Below are 23411 nucleotides of genomic sequence, written 5' to 3'. Positions count from 1 at the left end.
GATTATCTTTGGAGGGAGCCCGCATGCAGTTCGACGAGTTACGCACACTCATCACCGCATCCAGACACTCTGACTGGCATCGAATCCGTTCGGGCCCAACGTATCGTGACAGCTTCGCGACTTGGAGCAGCCCCGCCGACGGATCGGCCGGTTGCGAGGTTCACGGTCACACGTACGTTGCGGTCTACAAGCCGGACATCGACATCACCATCGCATTCGGGCGAGAATCCGGTTTGATGTCGCGCGATCTGAAATTCGGGTGGGCGGAGTTTCCAGATCCCAAGGTGTCCATGCACGATGCCGACGTGTTCTGGCGGGGGTCGCTCGTTGATCGAGTCAACTTCGTATACGTTGACGGCGGACGCTGCGCCCTACCGCTCGGACTCGGACACCAGGGCCTCGAGATCACCCGACATGAGTTCGCGGTGGCCCGCCTGATCGATGCGTTGGAGAGCGGCGATCGCTTTGACACGTACGCGTCGGGTGTGCCCTACGAGTTCGTCGACTGATCAAGTCCCCCGAGCCCGCATGACCGAACCACCGACCCCCTCACCGGTTCCCGACGAGCACCTAGAGGAATGGAAATCATCGGCGCTATTGGCCCGGTCATGCCGACTCGTGATGCAGAGAACCGTCGACCCGGTACCAGGCAGCGCACTCGCTACCGCAGATCTTCATTACCCACATGAGAAAGTCTCGGCGTGGACGCGCGAGTACTTGTTGGCTGCGGGTGACTCTCTCGGTTTCTGGGCCGATCACTTCTCTCCGTACGAGTTCGCCCCGGATGCGGCGCACGAGGTGCCGTACCGGTCGTATCTGCTGCTGGGACGTGCTGGTCTGGAAGCCGCCGCCCATGCGCTTTGGCCGCTCAGCTCGCCTACCTCCGAGGACTGCGCCAGTCGCCATGTCCGCTTGCTGCACCGCGACTTTCGTTACCATCGCCAGGCTCTCCGGGCAGGTGTGCGCGACGAGTCCTATATCCAGTCGCGGATCAACAACCTTGAACGGCGTGCTCGCGACTCGCCGCTGCCGCTGCGGCCGGCGGATAATCCGCCCGGGTACGAAGGGCTCATACGTCATGCGGCGCAGCATGTTCAGCGCGATCCCGACGAGTGGGCCTACATATGGAATGCCGCTAGCGGCGCGGCGCATGGACAGAATTGGTTTGGCATTGAGGGGTACGAGCTGCACAGCCGAGATGAGTACGAGCCTGGGTACTTCCGGATTCAGCGTCTCCCCGATCCCGAGTTCATTACAGCGACAATGGACGCGGCGTCGCTCTGTGTCCTGGCCGGGACGCACAGGTGGCTGTCCCTCGGTGGTCACCCTGATGAGCTGTACAGGCAAGCACTGCAAGGCATTTCGGACCGGATGCCGAAGGGCCGCTAATGTCCATGTCCATCGGAAGAAATCCCGCCATAGTCCCGTGCAATTGCACGGATGTGCTTGCCCGTCCAGATCTTGGACCACAGTTTGCGTCCGATCTCAGTCTTGGTGAAAACCCCCAGATCGCGTCCCCTGCAGCGATAACACCGGCCGCAAGCAGGTGTGTTCCCAAGCCACACGTATCCAATGTGACGCGCTCCCCGGTGCGCAGTCCGCCGACTCGCCGCTCGGCGGCGTGAAGACTACGGAACGCGTCGTGAAACTCTTCAGTGACGTTAAGCGGACCGACCGTAGTCCGGCCCGGTTTTCTGAGGGTGACTTCGAGTTCCTTGACCGTGTTGCTGGTGCGCATTGGGATCGCGTGCGGGTGTTGCTCGAGCGGTGGTTCGCCGAGCATCCGAGCGACGCCAAGCGTGACCTCTACAGCAGGTTCACCGATCACGACAGCGGTCAGCACCTGGGGGCTTGGTGGGAGCTGTATATCGCTAGCTTGTTCCGGTACTTGCGGTATGACGTTGTCGCACACCCCATTATCGAAGGATCTAAGGGCAAGCCCGACTTCCTTATGACGAAGCCAGGAGCTTCTTTCTACATCGAATGCGTGGTCGCCGGCACCGGGGGGACACGCGGCAACGTTGAATGGATCTACGACTGCATAAGCGATGTTGAGACTCGCGACTTTCTCGTCGGTGTCGAGCGCGTCGAAACCGGTACCAAGAAACCGAAACGGAGAGATGTCACCCGACCTATCGCGCAGTGGCTCGCGTCGCTTGACCCTGACGATATTCTCTCGAAACCGGGAGAAGAACTGCCTCGCAGGACGATTCCGATACGCGACTGGTCACTGGAGCTGGTTGCCTACCCGACTAGGCCTGATGCAAGACATAAGGGCGGCCGGATAATCGGCACACTGCCCGCAGTCTTCGGCTTCCCTGCCAACACAATTGATCGCATCCAGGAGAAGATCACTAAGAAAGGGCGGCGTTACGGTAATAGCCCGCTGCCGCTGCCGCTGATCGTAGCCGTGTTGGAGGGAACCGGATGGGTGGATGAGGATGAGTTCGGCGACGCATTGTTTGGCCGCAGGGAATTTCAATGGAATGAGGGCGACGCCGCGTCGATACGTCAAGTGCGACGACGCGATGGCTACTTCCGTGGTGATTGGAAAGACGATGACGACCAGCGTGGAATTCGCGTATCGGCTGTGCTGATCGGATCCAACCTTCGGTATTGGAGAATCGCAACAGATTTACCCCGCTTATGGCTGAATCCATGGGCCGCAACCCCAATCAACAACCGCGACGGCTTCGCTACCACCACAGCACTTGAGAGCGGGCAGTTCGTAGAAAGCGCGGCAACGCTCGATGCGTCGTCAGTATTCGATCTCGAACCCGACTGGCCATCTTTCCCTACGAAGCGCTTCGATGATGAATAAGCCGAGTGCCATGGCGGGCGCACCCAACCTGCCGTCATGAGCGCCGTACACACTGGGCGACGCCGAAAAATCTCGAATGGTCGAAGGGGCAGTGACCGTTGTTCTCGTACGGCGCCAACCTCGCGCCCTCATGTTCTTGAGCCCAGGCGTCACGGGCCGCCAGGAACCTCGCGAACGCCGCCCTCCACGTCCGCTCAGTCCGATACCGAACACCCTGAAAGGGTCTGCTGCACCGTCAGGTGACAGTTTTGACCTGACCCACCTGTTGGGTTCCATTTTCGGTGACTAACTGACGGCGGTGAGGGTGTTGTTGGTGAAGGATAGTTCGTATTCGACCGGGGTGCGGTAGCCGAGCGCGGAGTGGCGGCGTCGGCGGTTATGGAAGATTTCGAGGTAGTCGAAGATCGCGTTGGCCAGCTCGACGCGGGTCTTCCATTTCTGGCGGTCGAGCAGCTCGATTTGCATCGAAGACCAGAAGCTCTCCATCATGGCATTGTCCAGCCCGTCGCCGATCGTCCCAAAGGACGGCAAAAGCCCCGCGGCGCGGATCTTCTCGCCGAAAACCCAAGAGGTGAACTGGGTTCCGTGATCAGCGTGAACGATGCCACCGGGTGATGGGCGGCGGTTGCGGATGGCCATGTCCAACGCATTGACCACCAAAGTCGCATCGGCCTTCGAGTCCATCGACCAGCCCACGATGCGGCGGCTGAACGCATCCAGGACAGCACAGCAGTACAGCCATCCTTCCCGGGTCCTGTGTTGGGTGATGTCGGTGAACCACAACTCATTTGGCGCCAGCCGGTGGAACTTGCGGTTCACCAGATCATCGGCGGTCACTACGCCGCGCAACCGTTTGACCCGGATCGGACCGGGCAGGCCGTAGATGCCGGCGAGCGTCATCAGGACCGAAACCGTGCGTGGGCATACTGTGATCCCCATACCGAGGGTGAGTTCGGCGTGGACGCGACGATAGCCGTAGGTGCCGCGGGAAGCGACATGGATCTCGCGGATCAGTCCGGTCAACCACTGCCGGCGCAGCTGAGTGGCTGTGATCGGTTTTCGCTTGTGCTTGTAGTAATTCTGCCGGGTCACACCGAGAATGAGGCAGCAGCGATCCACAGGCGCCCCGGCGTCGACGAGTCGGTCGATCACCGGGTACAGGCTTTTGGGCGGGGCTTGTCCTCACCGAGGACCGTGGCGGCCTGGCGCACGATGGCAAGCTCGGTTTCCAGCTCGCGGATCCTTCGCCGCGCTGCTCGCAACTCTGTTGATTCGCACGTCGGGACACCGGGGCGTATGCCGCGGTCGATGTCGTCCTGTTTGATCCACTTGGACAGCGTGACCGGGTGGATACCCAGATCGTCGGCGGTCTGCTTCTGCGGCTTGCCGGCGCGCACGAGGGCAATCGCTCGGGCACGGAACTCGGCAGGATACGGGCGCGGCATGACGGTCAGACTTTCGTACAGGCCGTCAGGTAGTCACCGAATCTGGAACCCAGACGGTGGGTCAGGTCAAGATGTCACCCATCCGTGCAGCAGACCCAAGTATGGCGCCGGCCAGCTAGGCGCGCTGCGGGTGACTGAGCTTCCGACGTCGCGGGCCAACGCGCACATTCAGGGCGTGGCGGCAACGACAACGTCTCAGGCCGGCTATCTGCGGATAATTCTGCGCGGGATGTTCTCGTTGGCCGTGCGCTTTGACGTCCTGGCGGTGAATCCGATCGTGGAGACCAAGACCGCGAAGCTGCACAGGAAGCCAGCCCGCGCGATGACACCCGCCGAGTTCGAGCGAGTGCGGGCCGCGGTCGACGCGTACGCAAGCCGCGAGGGGCATGGCGGCCCGAAGCCCGGCCGACTGCTGCCGGCGTTCATCGAAGTGCTGGCCGCGACCGGCGCACACCCGAGTCAGGTGCTGGCATTGCGGTGGTCAGATGTCGATCTGCTCGCGGACCCCCCGACTGTGACAATCTCGGGCACCCTGGTCGACCACCAACGGATCCCAGGCAAGGGGCTGCACCGCCAGGAAGCCCGCAAGGGCGACGCTCCGGAGCATACCGTGGTGCTGCCCCAGTTCGGCGTGGAGGCCTTCACGGTACTCCTGGGCGAGACGGCCCGTCCGGGCCGGTGTTCGCCAACAGGGAGGGCGGCTGGATGTCGCTTTGCAATCTGCGGCGGGCGCTACGGACCGCGCTGCCCGCAGATCTTCGGTGGGTCACACCGCACTCGTTTCGCCGCACGGTGGCCACCGTGGTCCGCGACGACCTGGGCCGGCGTTAGCGCAGCAGCAACTGAGCCACTCGAAGCTGGCCACCACCGAAGCGCATTACCTGCAGCGTCACATTCGCGGCCCGGATGTGCGGAACACGCTGGACAGATTCGCGTCGGGGAAAGTGGCGGCTGAAAGTATCAGGAAAGTATCAGGTGGACCGGGTTCTCATGGGTCCAGCGGTTCTGTGTAGCTGCATTTCCGCTGGTAGATGGAGCCGCCTAGGAGAATCGAACTCCTGACCTATTCATTACGAGTGAATCGCTCTACCGACTGAGCTAAGGCGGCGGTGCCCTGTCGCGGGCGGGACGAGTCTACGTGGCTACCGTAGCTCCTGCCCAATCGTGGCCACCATGGCGTCGACGGCGAACTTGGGCTTGACGTTGATCGCCAGCGCCTCGCGGCATTCCAGCACGGCCTCCGCACAGCGCAGCAACCGCTCGGGGCTGGCGTGCGCGGCCAGCGAACCCACTCGCTCAGCCATGTCGGGATGGTTGGGCCGCACCGACCCGGCGCCGGCCGAGACCAGCACCGCATCCCGGAAATACGAGGCCAGGTCCATCAAGGCCCGGTCCAGAGCATCGCGTGAGGCGCGGGTATGCCGAGACTTCTGCCGTCGCTCCAGGTCCTTGATCGCCCCGGCGGAGCCACGGATCGCGCCGGCGACGCCTTTGCCGGTCCCGCCCGCCCCCAGCGCCGTACGCAGTTCCTCGGTCTCGGCTTCGGCGCGCTCGGCGGTCAGGGCGACGGCCTCTGCTTCGGCGGCGGCCACCAACTCCTCGGCGGCGGCGTAGGCCCCCGACCGTCGGGCGGCGTCGCGAACCAACTCCAGCGCCTGCTCGCGCCGCGTGCGGGCGTCGGGGTCGGTGGCGAGCCGCCGTGCCCGCCCCACGTGGCCGCCGCTGACCGACGCCGCCCAGTTCGCGGTCGCGGCATCAAGGCCGTCGCCTCCGATCAGCACCTGGGCGATGGCCTCGGTCGACGGGGTCACCAGCGCGACGTGCCGGCACCGGGAGCGCAGCGTGATCGCGATGTCCTCCGGATCCACCGAGGGGGCGCACAGCAGGAATACCGTGGACGGGGGCGGCTCTTCGACGACCTTGAGCAGCGCGTTGGCGGCACCCTCGGTCAACCGGTCGGCGTCTTCGATCACCACGATCTGGTGGTGCCCGGTCGTCGGGCGCCGCGACGCGATCTGCACGATCGCGCGCATCTCGTCCACACCGATCGACAGGCCTTCCGGAATCACCCGCCGCACGTCGGCGTGGGTGCCCGCCATCGTCGTCGTACAGGCTCGGCAGTCGCCGCACCCCGGATCTGCCGACGAGGTGCACTGCAGCGCCGCCGCGAAGCACAACGCGGCCACTGAGCGGCCGGAACCCGGCGGACCGGTGATCAGCCAGGCATGTGTCATAGTCCCGGCTCGCTGGCCTGCGTGACCCTGATCACCCTGGACAGTACGTCGGGCAGCCCGGGCAGCAGCCAGCAGCTCGTCCTCCACTACTTGCTGGCCTACCAGCCGCGTAAACACGCCCGTCATGATCGGCAACAGTAGTGAGCACCCCCGACAGATACCGATCAGCATCCGTTTCGCGACAGTTTCGTGACCTTCGGCCATCATCTGCCCACGTCGGACGACTTGCCGAAGCAATTTTTGGTTACCGGCCTGTCCCCGCTGACCGATACGGTAGTTGCGTGACCACGGCCGCAAGCTTCCCCAGGCGAATCAGCGCATTCGCCCGCTGGGTGATACGTACGCCGTGGCCGGTGTTCTCGCTGAGCATGCTGCAGGCCGACATCATCGGCGGCCTGTTCGTGCTCGGCTTCCTGCGCTACGGCCTGCCGCCCCGCGACCGCATCCAGCTGCAGGACCTGCCGCCGGCGAACGTCACGATCTTCATCTGCTCGGTGGTGTTCCTGTTCCTCGCGGGATTCGCCTGGAACCTCGAGTTGCTGGTGCCGGTCTTCCGGTGGCAGCGCCGCGACAACCTGCTCGTCGAAGCCGACCCGTCCACTTCCGAATTGGCCCGCACCCGCGCCCTGCGGATGCCGTTCTACCGCACCCTGATCAGCGCGGGCTCCTGGGCCGTCGGCAGCGTGGTGTTCGTCATCGCGAGCTGGTCGGTGGCCCGCCACGCCGCGCCGGTGGTGATGGTCGCCAACGCCCTGGGCGCCACCGCCACCGGAATCATCGGCTACCTGCAGTCCGAGCGGGTGTTGCGGCCGGTGGCGGTCGCCGCGCTGCGCAGCGGCGTGCCGGAGAACGTCCGGGCCCCCGGCGTCATCCTGCGCCTGATGCTCACCTGGGTGCTCTCCACCGCCGTGCCGCTGCTGGCGATCATCCTGGCCGTGGTGTCGGACAAGATCTCGCTGCTGCACGCTTCGGCGGAGAGCCTGTTCAATCCGATCCTGCTGCTGGCGCTGGCGGCGCTGGCCATCGGCGCCGCCAGCACGCTGCTGGTCTCGATGTCGATCGCCGACCCGTTGCGCCAGCTGCGCTGGGCCCTGTCGGAGGTGCAGCGCGGCAACTACAACGCGCACATGCAGATCTACGATGCCAGCGAACTGGGGCTGCTGCAGGCCGGGTTCAACGACATGGTCCGCGATTTGTCCGAGCGGCAGCGGCTGCGCGACCTCTTCGGTCGCTACGTGGGTGAGGACGTGGCACGCCGGGCACTCGAGCGCGGCACCGAGCTGGGCGGCCAGGAACGCGACGTCGCGGTCCTGTTCGTGGATCTGGTCGGCTCCACCCAGCTGGCCGCGACGCGACCGCCGGCCGAGGTGGTGCACCTGCTCAACGAGTTCTTCCGGGTTGTGGTCGAGACCGTCGGGCGGTACGGCGGGTTCGTCAACAAGTTCCAGGGCGACGCCGCGCTGGCGATCTTCGGTGCGCCGATCGAACACCCCGACGGCGCCGGCGCAGCGCTGGCCGCGGCGCGCGCGCTGCACGACGAGCTCATCCCGGTGCTGGGATCTGCCGAATTCGGCATCGGGGTGTCCGCCGGCCGGGCCATCGCCGGCCACATCGGCGCCCAGGCCCGCTTCGAGTACACCGTCATCGGCGACCCGGTCAACGAGGCCGCCCGTCTTACCGAACTGGCCAAGCTGGAAGAAGGCCACGTGCTGGCATCGGCGATCGCGGTAAGCGGCGCCCTGGATGCCGAGGCACTGTGCTGGGACGTGGGCGAGGTGGTCGAACTGCGCGGCCGCATCGCCCCCACGCAGTTGGCGCGTCCACTGAATCTGGCCGGGCTGGATCAGGTTTCGCCGCAAACCGAGCAGGTCGCCACGCAGGCGACCCCGTAACGGCCGGCGACTAAGTGCGCTTGGCGGCGCGCTTGGCCGGTGCCTTCTTGGCGGCCGACGTCGCCTTGCGTGCCGTCTTCTTCGCGGTCCGCTTCACCGGACCGCGGGCCCGCCGGTCGGCCAGCAATTCAGCGGCGCGCTCGTCGGTGATGGACATGACGTCGTCACCCTTGCGCAGGCTGGCGTTGGTCTCCCCGTCGGTGACGTAGGGGCCGAATCGGCCGTCCTTGATCACCATCGGCTTGCCCGACGCCGGGTCGGCGCCCAGCTCGCGCAGCGGCGGGGCCGAAGCAGCTTGGCGCCCGGACCGTTTCGGCTCGGAGTAGATCTTCAGCGCCTCGTCGAGGGTGATGGTGAACATCTGGTCCTCGGTGGTCAGCGATCGAGAGTCGGTGCCGCGCTTGAGGTATGGGCCGTACCGCCCGTTCTGCGCGGTGATCTCCTCGCCGGAGGCCGGGTCCACCCCGACCACCCGCGGCAGCGACAGCAACTTCAGCGCGTCCTCGAGCGTCACCGTCTGCAGGTCCATGCTGCGCAGCAGCGAACCCGTCCGCGGCTTGGGACCCGTCGGCTTCTTGCCCTTCTTGGCCGGCGCGGCGTCGCCGTCATCGTCCGGCGACTTCGGCAGGATCTCGGTCACGTAAGGCCCGTAGCGGCCGTCCTTGGCCACGATCTCGTGTCCCGTCTGCGGGTCCACGCCCAGCACCCGCCCCTCCTGCGGAGTGGCGAAAAGTTCTTCTGCCACATCCAGAGTCAGCTCGTCGGGAGTCAGCGAGTCGTTCAAGTTGGCCCGTTGCGGCGTCGGTTCGCCGTCGTCACCGGTCACCGTGCGTTCCAGGTACGGACCGTTCTTGCCGACCCGGACATAGACCGGACGCCCCTGCGCGTCGTCGAACACCTTGATGGAGTTGACTTCTCGGGCGTCGATGCCTTCCAGGTTGACACCGACCAGTTTCTTCAGGCCGCCGGCGCGGGCCACCGAGTCGGGCACGCCGTGTTCGCCGCCGAAGTAGAAGTTGTTGAGCCAGTTGGTGCGTCGCTCGCTGCCCGAGGCGATGGCGTCGAGTTCGTCCTCCATCGCCGCGGTGAAGTCATAGTCCACCAGACGACCGAAATGTTGTTCCAACAGCCCGATTACGGCGAACGCCACCCAGGACGGCACCAGGGCGCTGCCCTTCTTGTACACGTAACCGCGGTCCTGGATGGTCTTGATGATCGAGGAGTACGTGGACGGACGGCCGATGCCCAGCTCCTCCAGCGCCTTGACCAGCGAGGCCTCGGTGTAGCGCGCGGGCGGGTTGGTGGAGTGCCCGTCCGGGGTCAGCTCGACGGCGTCCAACCGCTGGCCCGGGGTGAGTTGCGGCAGCCGACGTTCGGCATCGTCGGCCTCGCCACCGGCCAATTCGTCGACGGTCTCCACGTATGCCTTGAGGAAGCCCGGGAACGTCAGGGTGCGCCCGGAGGCCGAGAAGATCACGTCCCGTTCTCCGGACCGGCCCTCGATGCGCAGGCTCAGCGTGGTGCCGCGCGCGTCGGCCATCTGCGATGCCACCGTGCGCTGCCAGATCAGCTCGTACAGCCGGAATTCGTCGCCGTCGAGTTCGCGGCGCACCGCATCGGGTGTGGCGAATGTCTCACCGGCCGGCCGGATCGCCTCGTGTGCCTCCTGGGCGTTCTTCACCTTGCGGGTGTACTGGCGCGGCGACGGCGACACGTATTCCTCGCCGTAGAGCTGGCGTGCCTGGTTGCGCGCGGCGCCGATAGCCGACTCCGACAGCGTCGTGGAGTCGGTCCGCATATAAGTGATGTAGCCGTTCTCGTAGAGCCGCTGCGCAATGCTCATGGTGCGCTCCGAGGAGAACCGCAATTTGCGGCCCGCCTCCTGCTGCAGCGTCGAGGTCATGAACGGGGGATACGGCCGCCGGGTGTAGGGCTTTTCCTCCACCGACGCCACGGCCAGCTGGGCGCCCTGCAGTCCGGTGGCGATCGCGGTGGCGCCCGCTTCGTCCAGGACGGTGACCTCGTCGGCCTTGCGGAGTTGGCCCAGCGAGTCGAAGTCGCGACCGGTAGCCACGCGCAGACCGTCGACGCTGGTCAGACGCGCCGCGAAGGTCGGCGGCTGCGCCTTGGGGTCCGACACGCTGGCGTCCAGCTTGGCCAGGATGTCCCAGTAGGAAGCGCTGCGGAACGCCATCCGGTCGCGTTCGCGCTGGACGATGATGCGGGTGGCCACCGATTGCACGCGGCCGGCAGAGAGTTTGGGCGCCACTTTCTTCCACAACACCGGGCTGACCTCGTAGCCGTACAGCCGGTCCAGGATGCGGCGGGTCTCCTGAGCGTCGACCAGGTCGATGTCCAGGTCGCGCGGGTTCGCAGCGGCCTCGAGAATGGCCGGCTCGGTGATCTCGTGGAAAACCATCCGTTTGACCGGGACGCGCGGCTTCAGGGTCTCCATCAGATGCCAGGCGATGGCCTCCCCCTCGCGGTCGCCATCCGTGGCCAGGTAGAGCTCATCGACGTCTTTGAGCAGGCCCTTCAGCTCGGTGACGGTGCTCTTCTTCTCCGGACTGATGATGTACAGCGGCTCGAAGTCGGCATCGACGTTGACCCCGAGGCGGGCCCACGGCTCGGACTTGAACTTCGCCGGCACGTCAGCGGCGGCGCGCGGCAGGTCGCGGATATGCCCCCGCGAGGATTCGACGATGTAGTTGGATCCCAGGTAACCGGCGAGTTTGCGCGCTTTGGTGGGCGACTCGACGATCACCAATCGCCGGGTGTTCCCGTTCCTGCCGCTGCTAGCCCTCCGGTCAGCCACCTGCGCCTACGCTCCATCTCCTGTGTCGGTTCCCTGGCGGAACCGCCTTCGCGGGGAAGAATGACAGGTCGGCGCCCTGAAATTCCCGATAATCCGGTCCGTTGAGGCTCGCCGCCGTCCGTTCGCCCCCGCGGGCAACTGCCAATTTCGCACCAATAGGCGCGCCCGCGCAAACCGACCGGCTCTCCGCCGTGCCCCGGCAACCCGTCAAACGCGCGGCCACTGGCCGGCCGCCTCGGGGTCGTCAGGAGCTTCTCCGACGTTCTCTACCAGGCGCGATAGCCTGCGACGGCCACTGATCCGAAGCGCCGGGCGGGCTCCCCGGGTGCCGATCAGGGTTGGTGCGATCCCGACCCGCATCAGCGCCGACGCCAGCGGCGAATGTGTGTCCGGCGCGTGCGGATCCAGCCCGAGCAGGTAACGGTCGGCATCCGGTGCGCCGGCCGCCAGGATCCACGCCCGCAACTCCCGCGGGCCGGGCACCCAGCGCGGTGGCACGGTCTTGACCGCGCCGCGCGTCCACTCGGTGGCGATACTGCACAGCCGGGCGTCCACCGCCGTCCGGACCAGCGGGTGGTCTTCGTCGGTCCGGGTGATCTCGGGGACCAATCCGGCCTCGGTGATCATGTCCGCCAGGGCGGCGGCCCGCCACGACTGCTCGACCACCACTGACAACCTGGCACCCGTGCCAACCATGACGATCTGACCGGGGGCAGCCAGCAGCCCGCACAAATCTTCGACCGCGGGCGGCACCGATTCCGCGGCGAAGAAGGAAAGCTGGCTCACGCCACAGACAGTAGGCCAGCCGGGGAGTCGGCGGCGGCTCCGCGCGCGGCGCGGCGGCACCGCGCTACGACGGCGGGGGGACGTGGGACGCGAGGCCCCGATGAAACGAAAACCCCCCGGCGGTTTCCGCGAGTGCGGGGCTGCGCCGGGGGGCTACGTCAGAATCTGCTCGGATTAAACGGAGCGGACTCCGGTGGCCTGGGGGCCCTTAGGGCTATGGCCGATCTCAAATTCGACCTTCTGGTTCTCTTCGAGGGTGCGGAAGCCCGTCCCCTGGATTTCCGTGTAGTGGACAAAGACGTCAGCGGATCCATCTTCGGGGGCGATGAAGCCGAACCCCTTCTCCGCGTTGAACCACTTCACAGTTCCCTGTGGCATTTCTCGATATTTCCTTCTCTTCTGGGTGCAGGGCACCGCTGTTCGGGTGCCCCGGGCCCGCTGCGACCGCCATACCTTCTCGGAGTCGCCGGAATTTCACCCGACAGATAACCTCGCAGGAACCGCGACCGCAACGTCGATCCTGCGAAAGTTTTACACGAACACAGAAGCTGCGACCGCACCCAGTCAACCACGTTCGTCGCGTCGGCGACAGCCTGAAGTCAGCGCAGGTCGCCCAATTTACGTCTGCGTCACCCGCGGACCCCGGGAGCGCACCACTACGACCCAGAAAGGCACGCGATGGCGAGCTTCGGCAGCGAACTGCTTGCCGCCGCCCTCGCCGGCACCGCATCCGGCGAACATCCGCTGCGTCACGTCGCCGAATTGCCACCGCGACCGGGGCGTCCCGGGGCCTGGCCGCAGTGGGCGCCGCCCGACGTGGTGCGTGCATTCACCGACCGCGGCATCCGCGCACCCTGGTCACATCAGGTGCAGGCCGCCGAACTGGCCCACGAGGGTCGTCACGTGGTGGTGAGCACTGGTACCGCGTCGGGCAAGTCGCTGGCCTACCAGCTGCCGGTGCTCAGCGCGCTGGCAACCGACCCCCGCGCGCGGGTGCTGTACCTGTCGCCGACCAAGGCGCTGGGTCATGACCAGTTGCGGGTAGCGCACGCCCTGACGACAGCCGTGCCCGCTCTGGCCGATGTCGCACCCACCGCCTATGACGGCGACACCGCCGCCGAAGTGCGCCGCTTCGCCCGGGAGCGCTCGCGGTGGCTGTTCTCCAATCCCGACATGATCCACCTGTCGATCCTGCGCAACCACCCCCGGTGGGCGGTGCTGCTGCGCGGTCTGCGCTTCCTGATCGTCGACGAATGCCACTACTACCGCGGTGTTTTCGGCTCGAATGTGGCGATGGTGCTGCGCCGGTTGCTCCGCCTCTGCGCGCGCTATTCGTCGTATCCGACCGTGATCTTCGCCAGTGCGACCACCGACTCTCCCGGCACGACGGCCACCGAACTGATCGGTCAGCACGTCGTCGAAGTGCTCGACGACGGATCACCCCAGGGCGGCCGCACGGTGGCGTTGTGGGAGCCGGCGTTGCGCACCGACCTGCTCGGCGAGCACGGCGCCCCGGTGCGCCGGTCGGCGGGCGCCGAGGCGGCGCGGGTGATGGGCGACCTGATCGTGGAGGGAGCGCAGACGCTGACTTTCGTGCGTTCCCGCCGGGGTGCCGAGCTGACGGCGTTGGGAGCCCGGGTCCGGTTGGAAGAGGTCGCCCCGGAGCTGTCGTCGCTGGTGGCGTCCTACCGCGCCGGGTATCTGGCCGAGGACCGCAGCGCGCTGGAACAGGCCCTGGCCGACGGTCGACTGCGGGGACTGGCCACCACCAACGCTCTCGAACTCGGTGTCGACATCGCCGGTCTGGACGCGGTGGTGCTGGCCGGGTTCCCGGGCACCGTCGCGTCGTTCTGGCAGCAGGCCGGCCGGTCGGGACGGCGCGGTCAGGGCGCACTGGTGGTGCTGGTGGCCCGCGACGATCCGCTGGACACCTACCTCGTCCACCATCCGGCCGCGCTGCTGGGCAAGCCCGTCGAACGGGTCGTGATCGACCCCACCAATCCCTACATTCTGGGTCCTCAACTACTCTGTGCTGCAACGGAACTGCCACTCGAAGAAGCCGAGGTCCGGTCGATGGACGCGGTGCGGGTGGCCGACGGACTGGTCGACGACGGACTGCTGAAACGCCGGGGCGGCAGGTACTTTCCCGCACCGGGCGTCGAACCCCATGGGGCCGTGGACATCCGCGGTTCCATCGGCGGCCAGATCGTGATCGTCGAAGCCGACACCGGACGTCTGCTGGGCAGCACCGGCGTGGGACAGGCGCCGGCCTCGATCCATCCCGGAGCGGTCTACCTGCATCAGGGTGAGAGCTACGTCGTCGACTCGCTGGACCTCGAGGACGGCATCGCGTTGGTGCATGCAGAGGACCCCGGCTATGCGACGTTCGCCCGGGAGATCACCGATATCGCGGTCACCGGATACGGCGAGCGGTCCGCGTTCGGTGCGGTCACCCTCGGTCTGGTGCCGGTGACGGTGACCCACCAGGTGGTCGGATACCTACGTCGACGGATCGACGGCGAAGTGATCGACTTCGTCGAACTCAGCATGCCGCAGAGTTCGTTGCCGACGGTCTCGGTGATGTACACCGTCGAGCCGGAAGCGTTGGACGCGAACGGGATTGACCTCAGCAGGACACCCGGTGCGCTGCACGCCGCCGAGCACGCCGCGATCGGCCTGCTTCCCCTGGTAGCCAGTTGCGACCGCGGTGACATCGGCGGGCTGTCCACCGCGGTCGGTCCCGACGGGCTGCCGACGGTGTTCGTTTACGATGGCCATCCGGGCGGGGCGGGCTTCGCCGAACGCGGCTTTCACCGGGCGGCCACCTGGCTGGGTGCCACCGCCGCGGCCATCGAAGCCTGCGAATGCCCCAGCGGATGTCCGTCGTGTGTGCAGTCGCCCAAATGCGGCAACGGCAACGACCCGTTGGACAAGGCCGGCGCCGTGCTGGTGCTGCAAATGGTGCTGGCGGCGTTGGACGGTGGGGCCGCCCGGGCGGTGGGGTGAATCGGCCGATGGGCCGCTTTGCGACACAGCCGGAAAGAATTGCTTTTCGATTCGGCGAAATGACCTTACAGTGCATTTATCCATTGCACGGTGATGGCGATCAGACACTGGCCGAGTCTGTCGACAATCGAGTCGGAGGTGTCGCATGTCTCATGTCAACGCGGCGCCCGGCACCATAGGCAGCACGGCCACCAACCTGGCCGGCATCGGTGCCACGATCAGCAGGGCCAACGCCGTGGCGGCGGCCCCGACGACGGGTCTGGTGGCCTCGGCCCGGGATCAGGTATCGGCCGCGGTTGCCGCGTTCTTCAACGGGCACGCGCAGGGATACCAGACGCTCGGCGCTCAGGCGGAGGCGTTCCACCAGGACTTTGTGCAGTTGCTCCGATCCGGTGCGGGCGCGTATGCGGCCGCGGAGTCCGACAACGTCGCCGCCACCGGCAGCACCGTTGCCGAGCCTGCCGTCACCACGCAACGCGAATCCGTCGGCCGCTCCGACAACCACGCCGCCGGCCACCGTCCGGAGGTCGCCGGCAGCACGATGGAGGGCAACCGCGGATCGGGCGCGCCCCCCGGCGGTGAGTCGAGAAGTGCGGTGACTGGTCTGATCGGTGTCGGCGCAGCGGGCCGAGTCGGGGTTCCGACCGGCGAGTCGGGCGGTCGTGCCACCCGGTGGCTGTCCGGTGCCGAGGCGGGCCGCCCCAGGATCGCCGGCCCCGCGCTCAGCGCCCGAAAGTCCGACAGCTCTCCGCTGTCGTCACCCAGCGGGTTGTCCGCACGACAACTCGCCGGACCGGTCGCCGACAGACCCCGTGGCGGCGCCACCGTGGTGATCCTCAACTCCCGCGGCGGCGGCAGCGGCGGCATGGCCCATGGTTGCCGGACGAGCATGGCCAGTCGCGGTTCCGGTGGAGCCGGAGGGGTCTATTGCCCGCCTGTTCCGACACCGGAATCGAGGGCAACCAATCGGCCCTAGGCCGAGGATCATCAAAAGGATTGCTGTGCAATCCCGGTGACTAATCCGTTGGACGGGCGACCGACCCCTCGACGGTCGACCTCCACGGATCCACTATTCGACGGTCTGCCAACACAAATCCGTCCACTCTGCTGAAACTCCAGCGCAGCAGAAACCTACCTGGCGTGAAGCCTCAATTGCAACACGACAAGCACCCATTTTACGAAGTCTATTCGGACAAACCCGTCGGACGGTATGACAAACAAGTTGGCAATAAACCGAGATATGTTGCAGGGGCGTGAAATACCTACCCGCGCACTCAACTGACCGCCGGTCATAGAACGACCGTTGCGTGACGACCGGGATGCGCCGGGGCTGCGGGACAACGGTTTTGACGTCGTCGTCAGCATGACGGGCGCAGCGCGGTACGGGTAGACCCACGCCCCGCGGGCGCACACTGTATCCGCTTTTGCTGCAACACTATTACGCAGCAAACGCAACGATGGCTCCCGGCCGGCGCCACCCCCCGGCGGTGTCCGTGGCCGATCACCGGATCAGTAAACTGCGCCTATGGGCCACGACTGGTTGCTCGTGGAGACGCTGGGAGACGAGCCCGCCGTCGTAGCGCAGGGGCGTCAACTCAAGAACCTCGTCCCGATCACCTCGTTCCTGCGGCGCAGCCCGTATCTCGCGTCGATCAAGACGGCGATCGCCGAGTCGGTGCAGACCGGCCAGGCCCTCAGCAGCATCACCCCCAAGAGTGACCGCGTCATCCGCACCGAACCGGTGGTGATGTCGGACGGCCGAATTCACGGGGTGCACGTGTGGAGCGGTCCGATCGACGAGGAACCGCCCGAGCGACCAATGCCGGGGCCGCTGAAATGGGACCTCACCCGCGGCGTGGCTACCGACACTCCCGAATCACTGGCCAACAGCGGCAAGAACCCCGAGGCCGAGGTCACCTACGGCAGGGCATTCGCCGAGGATCTGCCGTCTCGCGAGCTCAACCCCAACGAAACCAAGGTCCTGGCCATGGCGATCCGGGCTGAGCCGGGTCAAACGCTGTGCAGCACTTGGGATCTCACCGATTGGCAGGGCAATCCGATCAGGATCGGGTTCACCGCGCGCAGTGCGATCGAACCCGGACCTGACGGCCGTGATCATCTGGTGGCGCGGGCGATGAACTGGCGGGCAGAGCGCAAAGGTCCAGCGGTGGCCACCGACGACCTGGCGCAGCGGATCCTCAAGGGCCTCGCGCAGGCCGGTGTCCATCGCGCCCTCGTCGACCTCAAGACCTGGACCCTGCTCAAATGGCTGGACGACCCCGCTCCGTTCTACGACTGGCGCGGCAACGAGGACGACCGGCAACGCGTCCATCCGGACGACGAGGGTCTGGTGGCCGCCATGACAACGGAATTCGCCGAGGGTGCGACCAGTCGGGTGCTGCGACTGCCCGGCACCGACACCGACTGGGTGCCGGTGCATGTCACCGTCAACCGGGTCGAGATCGAGCCGGACACCTTCGCCGGGCTCCTCTCGCTGCGGTTGCCGACCGACGGCGAGATCGCCGACGCAGACTTTCCGTCGGCGTAGCCGCCGGAGCGGCAAGGTATCCGGGCCGGCTGGCTCAACCGACCGGCCCGGCCCGCGCCGAGGCCCGTGCGGTGCCGGCGTGCGCGACCGGCACCTGGACCTCGACGATCACGTCAAGACCGTCCACCCGGCATCCGGCGGTGGCAACGCCCATCGCCCGGGCCACCGCCGCGGCCCGGGCACAGGCCGCGGATGCGCCCTGCGGCACCTGTGCAGCCCCCGCCAGGGCGGCCAGGTCGGCGCCGGCCTGGGCGCGATGCCGGGCCACCACGACACAGCCCAGCCAGGCACCCGCCGCAGTCACGCAGAGCAGCGCCGCGATGATTGCAACCGCAAGCACCGTGGCGGCGCCGTCCTCACCCCGGTTCAGTCGCCGACACCGCCCGGGCCGCAATATCAAGGTGCGGCAACAGCTTTGAATGCGCGACCACGGTGGCAACCAGCAGATCGCCATCCCGGCGCACCGCGACCCGAGCCCCCGGCGGCGCGATGCTTCGGGCCACCTCGACAGCGCCCGGGTCGCCGCGCGCCGCCAACCGGGCAGCCTCGCGGGCCGCATCGACGCAGCGCACCTGCATCGACACCGCGGTGATCGCGGCCAGGCACAACACCAGGACCACCACCAGGGCCGCGAGCGCCAACGCGGCCTCGACGGTGCTCGAACCGGCACTGGCGACTAGACGTTGGTGCTCAGCGCGCGACCGATGATGTGGTTCAGCGCCGACACGACCGAGTCGCCGGTGACGACGGTGTAGAGGATGGCGCCGAACGCCGCCGCCGCGATGGTGCCGATCGCATACTCGACGGTGGACATGCCGGACTCGTCCACAACCAACAGCGTCATGCGCGCCCTGAACAGACGAAATATATTGAACATCAACCATTTCCCTTCTCACAACAGACCTGATTGCAGAACACCGCCGGCCAACCCGGCCACCACCGGGATGATGCCCAGGCACACGAAGGCCGGCAGAAAACACAGGCCCAGCGGACCGGCGATCAGTACCCCGGCCCGCTCGGCGGCTGCGCCGGCCGCATGCGCGGCATCGTGGCGGGTCTGGGCAGCCAGTTCGGCCAGACCGTCGGCAAGCGCGGCACCTGATGCCGCCGATCGCCGCGCCAACCGCAGCAGGCCATCCACCTGCGTATCCGGTACCCGGCCAGCCGGAGCCGACCAGGCGACGCCGGCGTCAGCGCCCAGCGCCAGCAGGTCGGCGGCCCGCCGCAGCACCGCAGCAAGGCGAGGCGGCGCGGATCCGGCGGTGGCGGACGCTGCCGTCGACACCGCCATGCCGGCCGTCAGGCATACCGCAAGCACGTCCAAGGTGGATGCCGCCCCCAGCGGATCCGGCCCGCCCGACGCGCGGGGCGGCGACTGCGCCGCGTGGGCAGCCAACCCGGCCCGATGACGTGCCGCCGCAGGTCCCGCCCCGCACCACAGGGCGGCGGCCAGCAAGAGCGCGGCGCTAGTCATGACGGAGTCACCCGATCGGTGATCCGATCCGACCACCACAGCCCGGTGCAGATCAGCGTGGTACCGACAAGCAGGAACCACCCCCCGGGTGCGGAGCACAGAAACGTCAACGGCCGCGCCCCGATCAGTTGCCCGAGCGCCACGCCGAGCACCGGCAGCCCGGCCAGAATGACCGCAGTGGCGCGCGCACCGGCCAGGCCCGCACCCACCTTTGCCGAAAACCGTTGCCGCTCAGTGATATCGCGTTGCGCGGCCCGCATCAGCCCGGCGATAGCCAGGCCGTGTTCACTGGCCAGCTGCCAGCACACCGCGATGCGTTCCCAATGGGCAGGCATTGCCGACGTGTGCGCGGCCGCGCGTAGGCCGGCCGGCACGTCGGCACCCATCCTGGCCCGCGCCGCGACGCCCCGCAGCGCGACCGACACTGCGCCGCCGGTTTCCCCGGCGGCGGCCTCGAAGGCCCGCACCGGGTGGGCACCCACCCGGAGTTCGCCGACCAGGACCTCGAGGGCGGCTTCCAGCGCCGCGCCCTCTGCCATCGCACTGCGGGCGTTGCGTCGACGCCGGTACCGCACCCCCGTCGTAACCCCGACCACAGCCAGCGCGGCGGCTACCGTCACCGGCAAAACCGTCGCAGCCAGCATGAACACGCAGCCGCACAACCAACCGACACCGCGGGCAGTGACCGCGAATCGACGGTGGACGGCACCCTCCGCCCGGAGTCGACGCCGCGGCGAGCCGGGCGCCACCAGCAAGGCCATCGCCAACAGCAGAGCGGCGAGCTGCCAACCCGTCATGGCCGCGCCCCGGCCGGCAACAACGCGAGCAGATCCGCTGCGGGAGCGGCCATCCCGTGATCAGCGTGCCACGCCGGCACCGCGTGCACCCGCCCGTCCCCGGCCTGCCGTAGCGTGGCGATCTCGACCAGCCGGCGTCGTCCGGACCGGTCGCGCGAGACATGCAACAGCACCCGCACGGCCGCGGCGAGCTGGGTGTGCAGCGCGGCCCGGTCCAGCCCGCCGAGCGCGCCGAGCGCCTCCAGCCGGGCCGGTACCTCACCCGGGCTGTTGGCATGCACGGTGCCCGCACCGCCTTCGTGTCCGGTGTTCAGCGCGGCCAGCAGGTCGACCACTTCGGCCCCTCTGACCTCTCCGACCACGATCCGGTCCGGGCGCATGCGCAGCGCCTGGCGGACGAGTTGGCGCACGGTCACCTCACCGACACCTTCGACGTTGGCCCGCCGCGCGACCAGCTTCACCAGATGTGGGTGTGCCGGCGCCAACTCGGCGGCATCCTCGACGCACACGATCCGCTCGGCCGGTGAGACCGCGCCGAGCATCGCGGCCAACAGCGTCGTCTTGCCGGCCCCGGTGCCACCGCACACCAGGAACGCCAGCCGGGCGGTGATGATCCCGGCCACCAGCTCGGCGGCTACGGGGGTCAACGCCCCGGCGGCGGCCAGCGCCGCGAGATCCTGCGTTGCCGGCCGCAACACCCGCAGGGACAGGCAGGTACCGCCCGCCGCCACCGGCGGCAACACCGCGTGCAGGCGCACCGCGAACCCGCGTGCGCCGATCCCGGCCAGCTGTCCGTCCACCCACGGCTGGGCATCGTCGAGCCGCTGGCCGGCCGCCAGCGCCAGCCGTTGCGCCAACCGCCGCACCGCCGCCTCGTCGGGAAACCGAATATTGCTGCGTCGCAATGCGTTTCCATCATCAACCCACACCGAGTCGGGCGCGGTCACCATGACATCGGTGGTGCCGTCGGCGCACAGCAATGGTTCCAGGATGCCGGCGCCGGTCAGTTCGGTCTGCAGCAGCCGCAGGTTCGCCAACACCTCGGTGTCGCCGAGAATGCCGCCGGACTCGGCACGAATCGCCGCGGCCACCACGTTGGGCCGCAGCGGTCCCGACTCGGTTGCCAGCCGTTCCCGGACGCGTTCGATCAGCGAGCCGTTCATGCCGCGCGGCCGTCCAGCGTCGTTCGGCGGCTTGCCAACACGCCGACGACGCGGCGCGCCGCCGCCGCCAACGCCGATCGCCGCCCCAGCCGCAGCCCGGCGTGCTCCAGTCGTTCGGCGAGGTGCGGTTCGGCACGCATCGATGCCAGCAACGGCACGCCCGCGATCTCGGCGACCTCGGCCGCACGCAACCCCCCTGGGGACGGACCGCGCACCACCGCGCCGACATTCGGATTGATCGCGGCCAGCACCGGCGCGATCGTGGCAGTGGCTGCGCAAGCCCGCACATCACACCGGCTGACCAGCACCACCAGATCGGCGGCGGCCAGTGCGACGTGGCTGGCCTCGGACAGACGCCGCGGCAGGTCGCACACCACGGTGACTCCGCCGCGGCGGCCGGCTTCGGCGATCGCCTCCACCGGTGCGGCGTCCAGCTCGCGGCCGTGCCGGGTGCCGGACAGGACACTGATCTCGCGGCGCCGCGGCAGCACGTCCCGCACCGCCGACCAGTTCAGCCGACCACCCTGCAGCGCCAGGTCGGGCCACCGCAGCCCCGGCGACGCCTCGTCGCCCATCAACAGGTCGATGCCGCCACCCCACGGATCCAGGTCGAGTAGCAGCGACTCTCCGGCGACCTCCGCGACGGCGGCGGCGAACAGCGATGCCCCCGCCCCGCCGCAGCCGCCGACGACCGCAAGGACCTGGCCACGCCGCCTGACATCACGCGCCGATTCGGCCGCTTCCGCCAGTGCGCACACCAGGTCCGCTTCCTGCTCGGGCATCCGCAGCACCTGCTCGGCGCCGACGGCGACGGCGGCCGCCCAGGTCGCCGTGCCGGACTCAGCACCGGTCAACACGCTCACGTGGGCGCGACGGGGCAGCGCGGACTGCGCACAGCACTGCGCTGCGTCCGAATCGAGCACCACCGCGGCCGCGGCCAGCCACGTTTTCCTGCTCACCGGGGTGTGGGCACCGGTATGCACCACCCGCGCGCCGACGGCGGCGCCGACGCGATCCAGCTCCTCGCGCAGATGCGAATCGGTCAGCATCGCCAGCACGCCGGAGCCGGCGGTGCGCGGGGAATTGGTCACCCTTCTACGCTGGCGCGCCACCGGTATTGCCCGCCAGTGCCGAAGGCCAATTTGTGGAGAAAGTCCGGTCTGTGTACAAATGTTCGCTGAATGGCGCGACTTCGCGACCAAGCGCTATTTCGGCAATGGTCGACAAACGGGTTCTGAGACCCGTAGCAGTGAATTTTTTACCCCAGAAAAGGGACGACCCCCGCCAGGGGGGGAGGAGGCGAGGGTCGTCGTGTATCAGCCCCGGGGGGTCGGGCTGATACACCCTCGGCTCACGGCCGAGTAATGCTTACTATACACATGCCAGCCGGGCTTCACGCAAGTACTCAACCAACCGAAAGTGCCGCCTGAGCCGTGAAAACACCGACCGGAGAAAGACACCCTTCGTATTCGTGCGCTCAATTCGGGCCGGAGATCACGGGTTTGCCGCATCCCGGACCTATGCTGGATCGGTGACCGTCCCCGACCCGGCCGCGCAGCAGCAAGTCTCGCCGCAAATACCGGGACCGACAGTGCCGGGCCTGCGCACCGCCGCTTTCTTCGATTTGGACAAGACCATCATCGCCAAGTCGAGCACGCTGGCGTTCAGCAAACCCTTCTTTGCGCAGGGGCTGCTTAACCGTCGTGCCGTTTTGAAGTCCAGCTACGCGCAATTCATCTTCCTGCTCTCCGGGGCAGATCATGACCAGATGGACCGAATGCGAGCTCACCTGGCCAATATGTGCATCGGGTGGGACGTCGAACAGGTCAAGTCGATCGTCAGCGAGACGCTGCACGACATCGTGACGCCGCTGGTGTTCGCCGAGGCCGCCGATCTGATCGCTGCGCACAAATTGTGTGGCCGTGACGTCGTGGTGGTATCGGCATCGGGTGAGGAGATCGTCGCGCCGATCGCCCGTGCCCTGGGCGCCACGCATGCCATGGCGACCCGGATGGTGGTCGAGGATGGCAAGTACACCGGCGAGATCGCGTTCTACTGCTACGGCGAAGGCAAGGTCCAAGCGATCCGCGAGCTGGCCGTGCGCGAGGGGTATCCGCTGGAGCACTGCTACGCGTACTCCGACTCGATCACCGACCTGCCGATGCTGGAGATCGTCGGCCACCCGTCGGTCGTCAACCCTGACCGCGGGTTGCGCAGGGAGGCCCTGGACCGCGGCTGGCCGGTGTTGTCGTTCTCCCGGCCGGTCTCGTTGCGCGACCGGATCCCGGCGCCGTCGGGTGCCGCGATCGCGACGACGGCCGCGGTGGGTGTCACCGCGGTGGCTGCCGGCGCCGTCACCTACGCGCTGTTGCGGCGCTTCGCGTTCTAGTCTCCGGCGACAGGGCGCCGACGGACGTCGCCCCAGCTTTC

At 67.5% G+C, this 23411-nt stretch carries 19 protein-coding genes, 1 tRNA gene and 2 pseudogenes; 9 read left to right on the top strand and 13 right to left on the bottom strand.

Translation table 11 applies throughout. From position 1 onward, the window contains the following. Positions 1-236 precede the first annotated feature (236 nt). The 3 genes from AC5Y5Z_RS13365 (at position 237) to AC5Y5Z_RS13355 (ending at position 2821) form a co-directional block, all read left to right on the top strand. On the top strand, positions 237-509 hold the full coding sequence (locus tag AC5Y5Z_RS13365) for a hypothetical protein (protein WP_499918763.1): 273 nt from the start codon (positions 237-239) through the stop codon (positions 507-509). Positions 510-528: 19 nt separating this feature from the next. Next, positions 529-1389, top strand: coding sequence for a hypothetical protein (locus AC5Y5Z_RS13360; RefSeq protein ID WP_499925526.1), 861 nt, complete (start codon positions 529-531; stop codon positions 1387-1389). Positions 1390-1642: 253 nt separating this feature from the next. After that, positions 1643-2821, top strand: coding sequence for a hypothetical protein (locus tag AC5Y5Z_RS13355; RefSeq protein WP_499925525.1), 1179 nt, complete (start codon positions 1643-1645; stop codon positions 2819-2821). A 285-nt stretch (positions 2822-3106) separates the two neighbouring features. Here the strand turns inward: AC5Y5Z_RS13355 and AC5Y5Z_RS13350 are convergent. Then, positions 3107-4266, bottom strand: a pseudogene (locus AC5Y5Z_RS13350) (IS3 family transposase). Between AC5Y5Z_RS13350 and AC5Y5Z_RS13345 the strand changes: the two are divergent. Then, positions 4265-5279: pseudogene (locus AC5Y5Z_RS13345) on the top strand (tyrosine-type recombinase/integrase). The pseudogenes AC5Y5Z_RS13350 and AC5Y5Z_RS13345 overlap by 2 nt on opposite strands. A gap of 19 nt (positions 5280-5298) precedes the next feature. Here AC5Y5Z_RS13345 and AC5Y5Z_RS13340 read toward each other — a convergent pair. Further along, positions 5299-5374, bottom strand: a tRNA-Thr gene (locus AC5Y5Z_RS13340). Between the two features lie 34 nt (positions 5375-5408). Continuing rightward, positions 5409-6626: a DNA polymerase III subunit delta' gene (locus AC5Y5Z_RS13335; RefSeq protein ID WP_499925523.1), complete on the bottom strand. Its 1218-nt coding sequence runs from the start codon at positions 6624-6626 to the stop codon at positions 5409-5411. A 110-nt stretch (positions 6627-6736) separates the two neighbouring features. Between AC5Y5Z_RS13335 and AC5Y5Z_RS13330 the strand changes: the two genes are divergently transcribed. Continuing rightward, complete coding sequence (locus AC5Y5Z_RS13330; RefSeq protein ID WP_499925662.1) at positions 6737-8392, top strand: adenylate/guanylate cyclase domain-containing protein; 1656 nt, start codon at positions 6737-6739, stop codon at positions 8390-8392. 10 nt (positions 8393-8402) lie between these two features. On the opposite strand, the gene topA is transcribed toward AC5Y5Z_RS13330, so the two are convergent. The 3 genes from topA to cspA form a co-directional block, all read right to left on the bottom strand. Then, positions 8403-11207: a type I DNA topoisomerase gene (topA, locus tag AC5Y5Z_RS13325; protein WP_499925522.1), complete on the bottom strand. Its 2805-nt coding sequence runs from the start codon at positions 11205-11207 to the stop codon at positions 8403-8405. 207 nt (positions 11208-11414) lie between these two features. Then, entirely contained in the window at positions 11415-11993 is a 579-nt protein-coding gene (locus AC5Y5Z_RS13320; protein WP_463828524.1) for a hypothetical protein, read from the bottom strand. 174 nt (positions 11994-12167) lie between these two features. Further along, on the bottom strand, positions 12168-12371 hold the full coding sequence (cspA, locus tag AC5Y5Z_RS13315) for a cold shock protein CspA (protein WP_036363014.1): 204 nt from the start codon (positions 12369-12371) through the stop codon (positions 12168-12170). Positions 12372-12671: 300 nt separating this feature from the next. Between cspA and AC5Y5Z_RS13310 the strand changes: the two genes are divergently transcribed. The 3 genes from AC5Y5Z_RS13310 to AC5Y5Z_RS13300 all read left to right on the top strand — a co-directional run bounded on the left by AC5Y5Z_RS13310 (position 12672) and on the right by AC5Y5Z_RS13300 (position 17547). Then, complete coding sequence (locus tag AC5Y5Z_RS13310; protein WP_499925521.1) at positions 12672-14999, top strand: DEAD/DEAH box helicase; 2328 nt, start codon at positions 12672-12674, stop codon at positions 14997-14999. Positions 15000-15144: 145 nt separating this feature from the next. Continuing rightward, positions 15145-15975 carry a PE family protein gene (locus tag AC5Y5Z_RS13305; RefSeq protein ID WP_499925519.1) on the top strand — a complete coding sequence of 277 codons (831 nt, stop codon included), beginning with the start codon at positions 15145-15147 and terminating at the stop codon, positions 15973-15975. 549 nt (positions 15976-16524) lie between these two features. Continuing rightward, a complete protein-coding gene (locus AC5Y5Z_RS13300) occupies positions 16525-17547 on the top strand; it encodes a PAS domain-containing protein (RefSeq protein WP_499925518.1) in 1023 nt (340 codons plus the stop codon). A gap of 34 nt (positions 17548-17581) precedes the next feature. Here the strand turns inward: AC5Y5Z_RS13300 and AC5Y5Z_RS13295 are convergent, their stop codons facing one another. From AC5Y5Z_RS13295 to ssd, 7 genes are read right to left on the bottom strand one after another with little or no spacing between them, the layout of a single operon-like run. After that, complete coding sequence (locus AC5Y5Z_RS13295; protein WP_463828520.1) at positions 17582-17887, bottom strand: Rv3654c family TadE-like protein; 306 nt, start codon at positions 17885-17887, stop codon at positions 17582-17584. A 16-nt stretch (positions 17888-17903) separates the two neighbouring features. Next, on the bottom strand, positions 17904-18188 hold the full coding sequence (locus tag AC5Y5Z_RS13290; RefSeq protein WP_499925517.1) for a TadE family type IV pilus minor pilin: 285 nt from the start codon (positions 18186-18188) through the stop codon (positions 17904-17906). Between the two features lie 35 nt (positions 18189-18223). Then, positions 18224-18424: a DUF4244 domain-containing protein gene (locus AC5Y5Z_RS13285; protein ID WP_463828518.1), complete on the bottom strand. Its 201-nt coding sequence runs from the start codon at positions 18422-18424 to the stop codon at positions 18224-18226. 15 nt (positions 18425-18439) lie between these two features. Beyond that, entirely contained in the window at positions 18440-19021 is a 582-nt protein-coding gene (locus AC5Y5Z_RS13280) for a type II secretion system F family protein (RefSeq protein ID WP_463828517.1), read from the bottom strand. Then, positions 19018-19818: a type II secretion system F family protein gene (locus AC5Y5Z_RS13275; RefSeq protein WP_499925515.1), complete on the bottom strand. Its 801-nt coding sequence runs from the start codon at positions 19816-19818 to the stop codon at positions 19018-19020. Before AC5Y5Z_RS13275 ends, AC5Y5Z_RS13280 begins: the two co-directional genes overlap by 4 nt. Next, entirely contained in the window at positions 19815-20981 is a 1167-nt protein-coding gene (locus tag AC5Y5Z_RS13270) for a TadA family conjugal transfer-associated ATPase (RefSeq protein ID WP_499925514.1), read from the bottom strand. Before AC5Y5Z_RS13270 ends, AC5Y5Z_RS13275 begins: the two co-directional genes overlap by 4 nt. After that, positions 20978-22030, bottom strand: coding sequence for a septum site-determining protein Ssd (gene ssd, locus AC5Y5Z_RS13265; protein ID WP_499925660.1), 1053 nt, complete (start codon positions 22028-22030; stop codon positions 20978-20980). Before ssd ends, AC5Y5Z_RS13270 begins: the two co-directional genes overlap by 4 nt. Before the next feature lie 482 nt (positions 22031-22512). On the opposite strand from ssd, the gene AC5Y5Z_RS13260 reads away from it, so the two are divergent. Further along, entirely contained in the window at positions 22513-23370 is an 858-nt protein-coding gene (locus AC5Y5Z_RS13260) for an HAD-IB family hydrolase (RefSeq protein WP_463828765.1), read from the top strand. The last annotated feature ends 41 nt before the right edge of the window (positions 23371-23411 follow it).

The sequence above is a fragment of the Mycobacterium sp. NGS29 genome, assembly GCF_059812965.1.
This window is presented reverse-complemented; position numbering and strand designations above follow the sequence as displayed.

Excerpts from the sequence above, each read along its gene's own strand:
- AC5Y5Z_RS13280 (WP_463828517.1), bottom strand. The coding sequence starts at position 19,021 with ATGACTAGCGCCGCGCTCTTGCTGGCCGCCGCCCTGTGGTGCGGGGCG.
- AC5Y5Z_RS13335 (WP_499925523.1), bottom strand. The coding sequence starts at position 6,626 with ATGACGGGCGTGTTTACGCGGCTGGTAGGCCAGCAAGTAGTGGAGGAC.
- cspA (WP_036363014.1), bottom strand. The coding sequence starts at position 12,371 with ATGCCACAGGGAACTGTGAAGTGGTTCAACGCGGAGAAGGGGTTCGGC.
- AC5Y5Z_RS13365 (WP_499918763.1), top strand. The coding sequence starts at position 237 with ATGTCGCGCGATCTGAAATTCGGGTGGGCGGAGTTTCCAGATCCCAAG.
- AC5Y5Z_RS13305 (WP_499925519.1), top strand. The coding sequence starts at position 15,145 with ATGTCTCATGTCAACGCGGCGCCCGGCACCATAGGCAGCACGGCCACC.
- AC5Y5Z_RS13275 (WP_499925515.1), bottom strand. The coding sequence starts at position 19,818 with ATGACGGGTTGGCAGCTCGCCGCTCTGCTGTTGGCGATGGCCTTGCTG.
- AC5Y5Z_RS13270 (WP_499925514.1), bottom strand. The coding sequence starts at position 20,981 with ATGAACGGCTCGCTGATCGAACGCGTCCGGGAACGGCTGGCAACCGAG.
- ssd (WP_499925660.1), bottom strand. The coding sequence starts at position 22,030 with ATGCTGACCGATTCGCATCTGCGCGAGGAGCTGGATCGCGTCGGCGCC.
- AC5Y5Z_RS13360 (WP_499925526.1), top strand. The coding sequence starts at position 529 with ATGACCGAACCACCGACCCCCTCACCGGTTCCCGACGAGCACCTAGAG.
- AC5Y5Z_RS13310 (WP_499925521.1), top strand. The coding sequence starts at position 12,672 with ATGGCGAGCTTCGGCAGCGAACTGCTTGCCGCCGCCCTCGCCGGCACC.
- AC5Y5Z_RS13285 (WP_463828518.1), bottom strand. The coding sequence starts at position 18,424 with ATGTTCAATATATTTCGTCTGTTCAGGGCGCGCATGACGCTGTTGGTT.
- AC5Y5Z_RS13300 (WP_499925518.1), top strand. The coding sequence starts at position 16,525 with ATGGGCCACGACTGGTTGCTCGTGGAGACGCTGGGAGACGAGCCCGCC.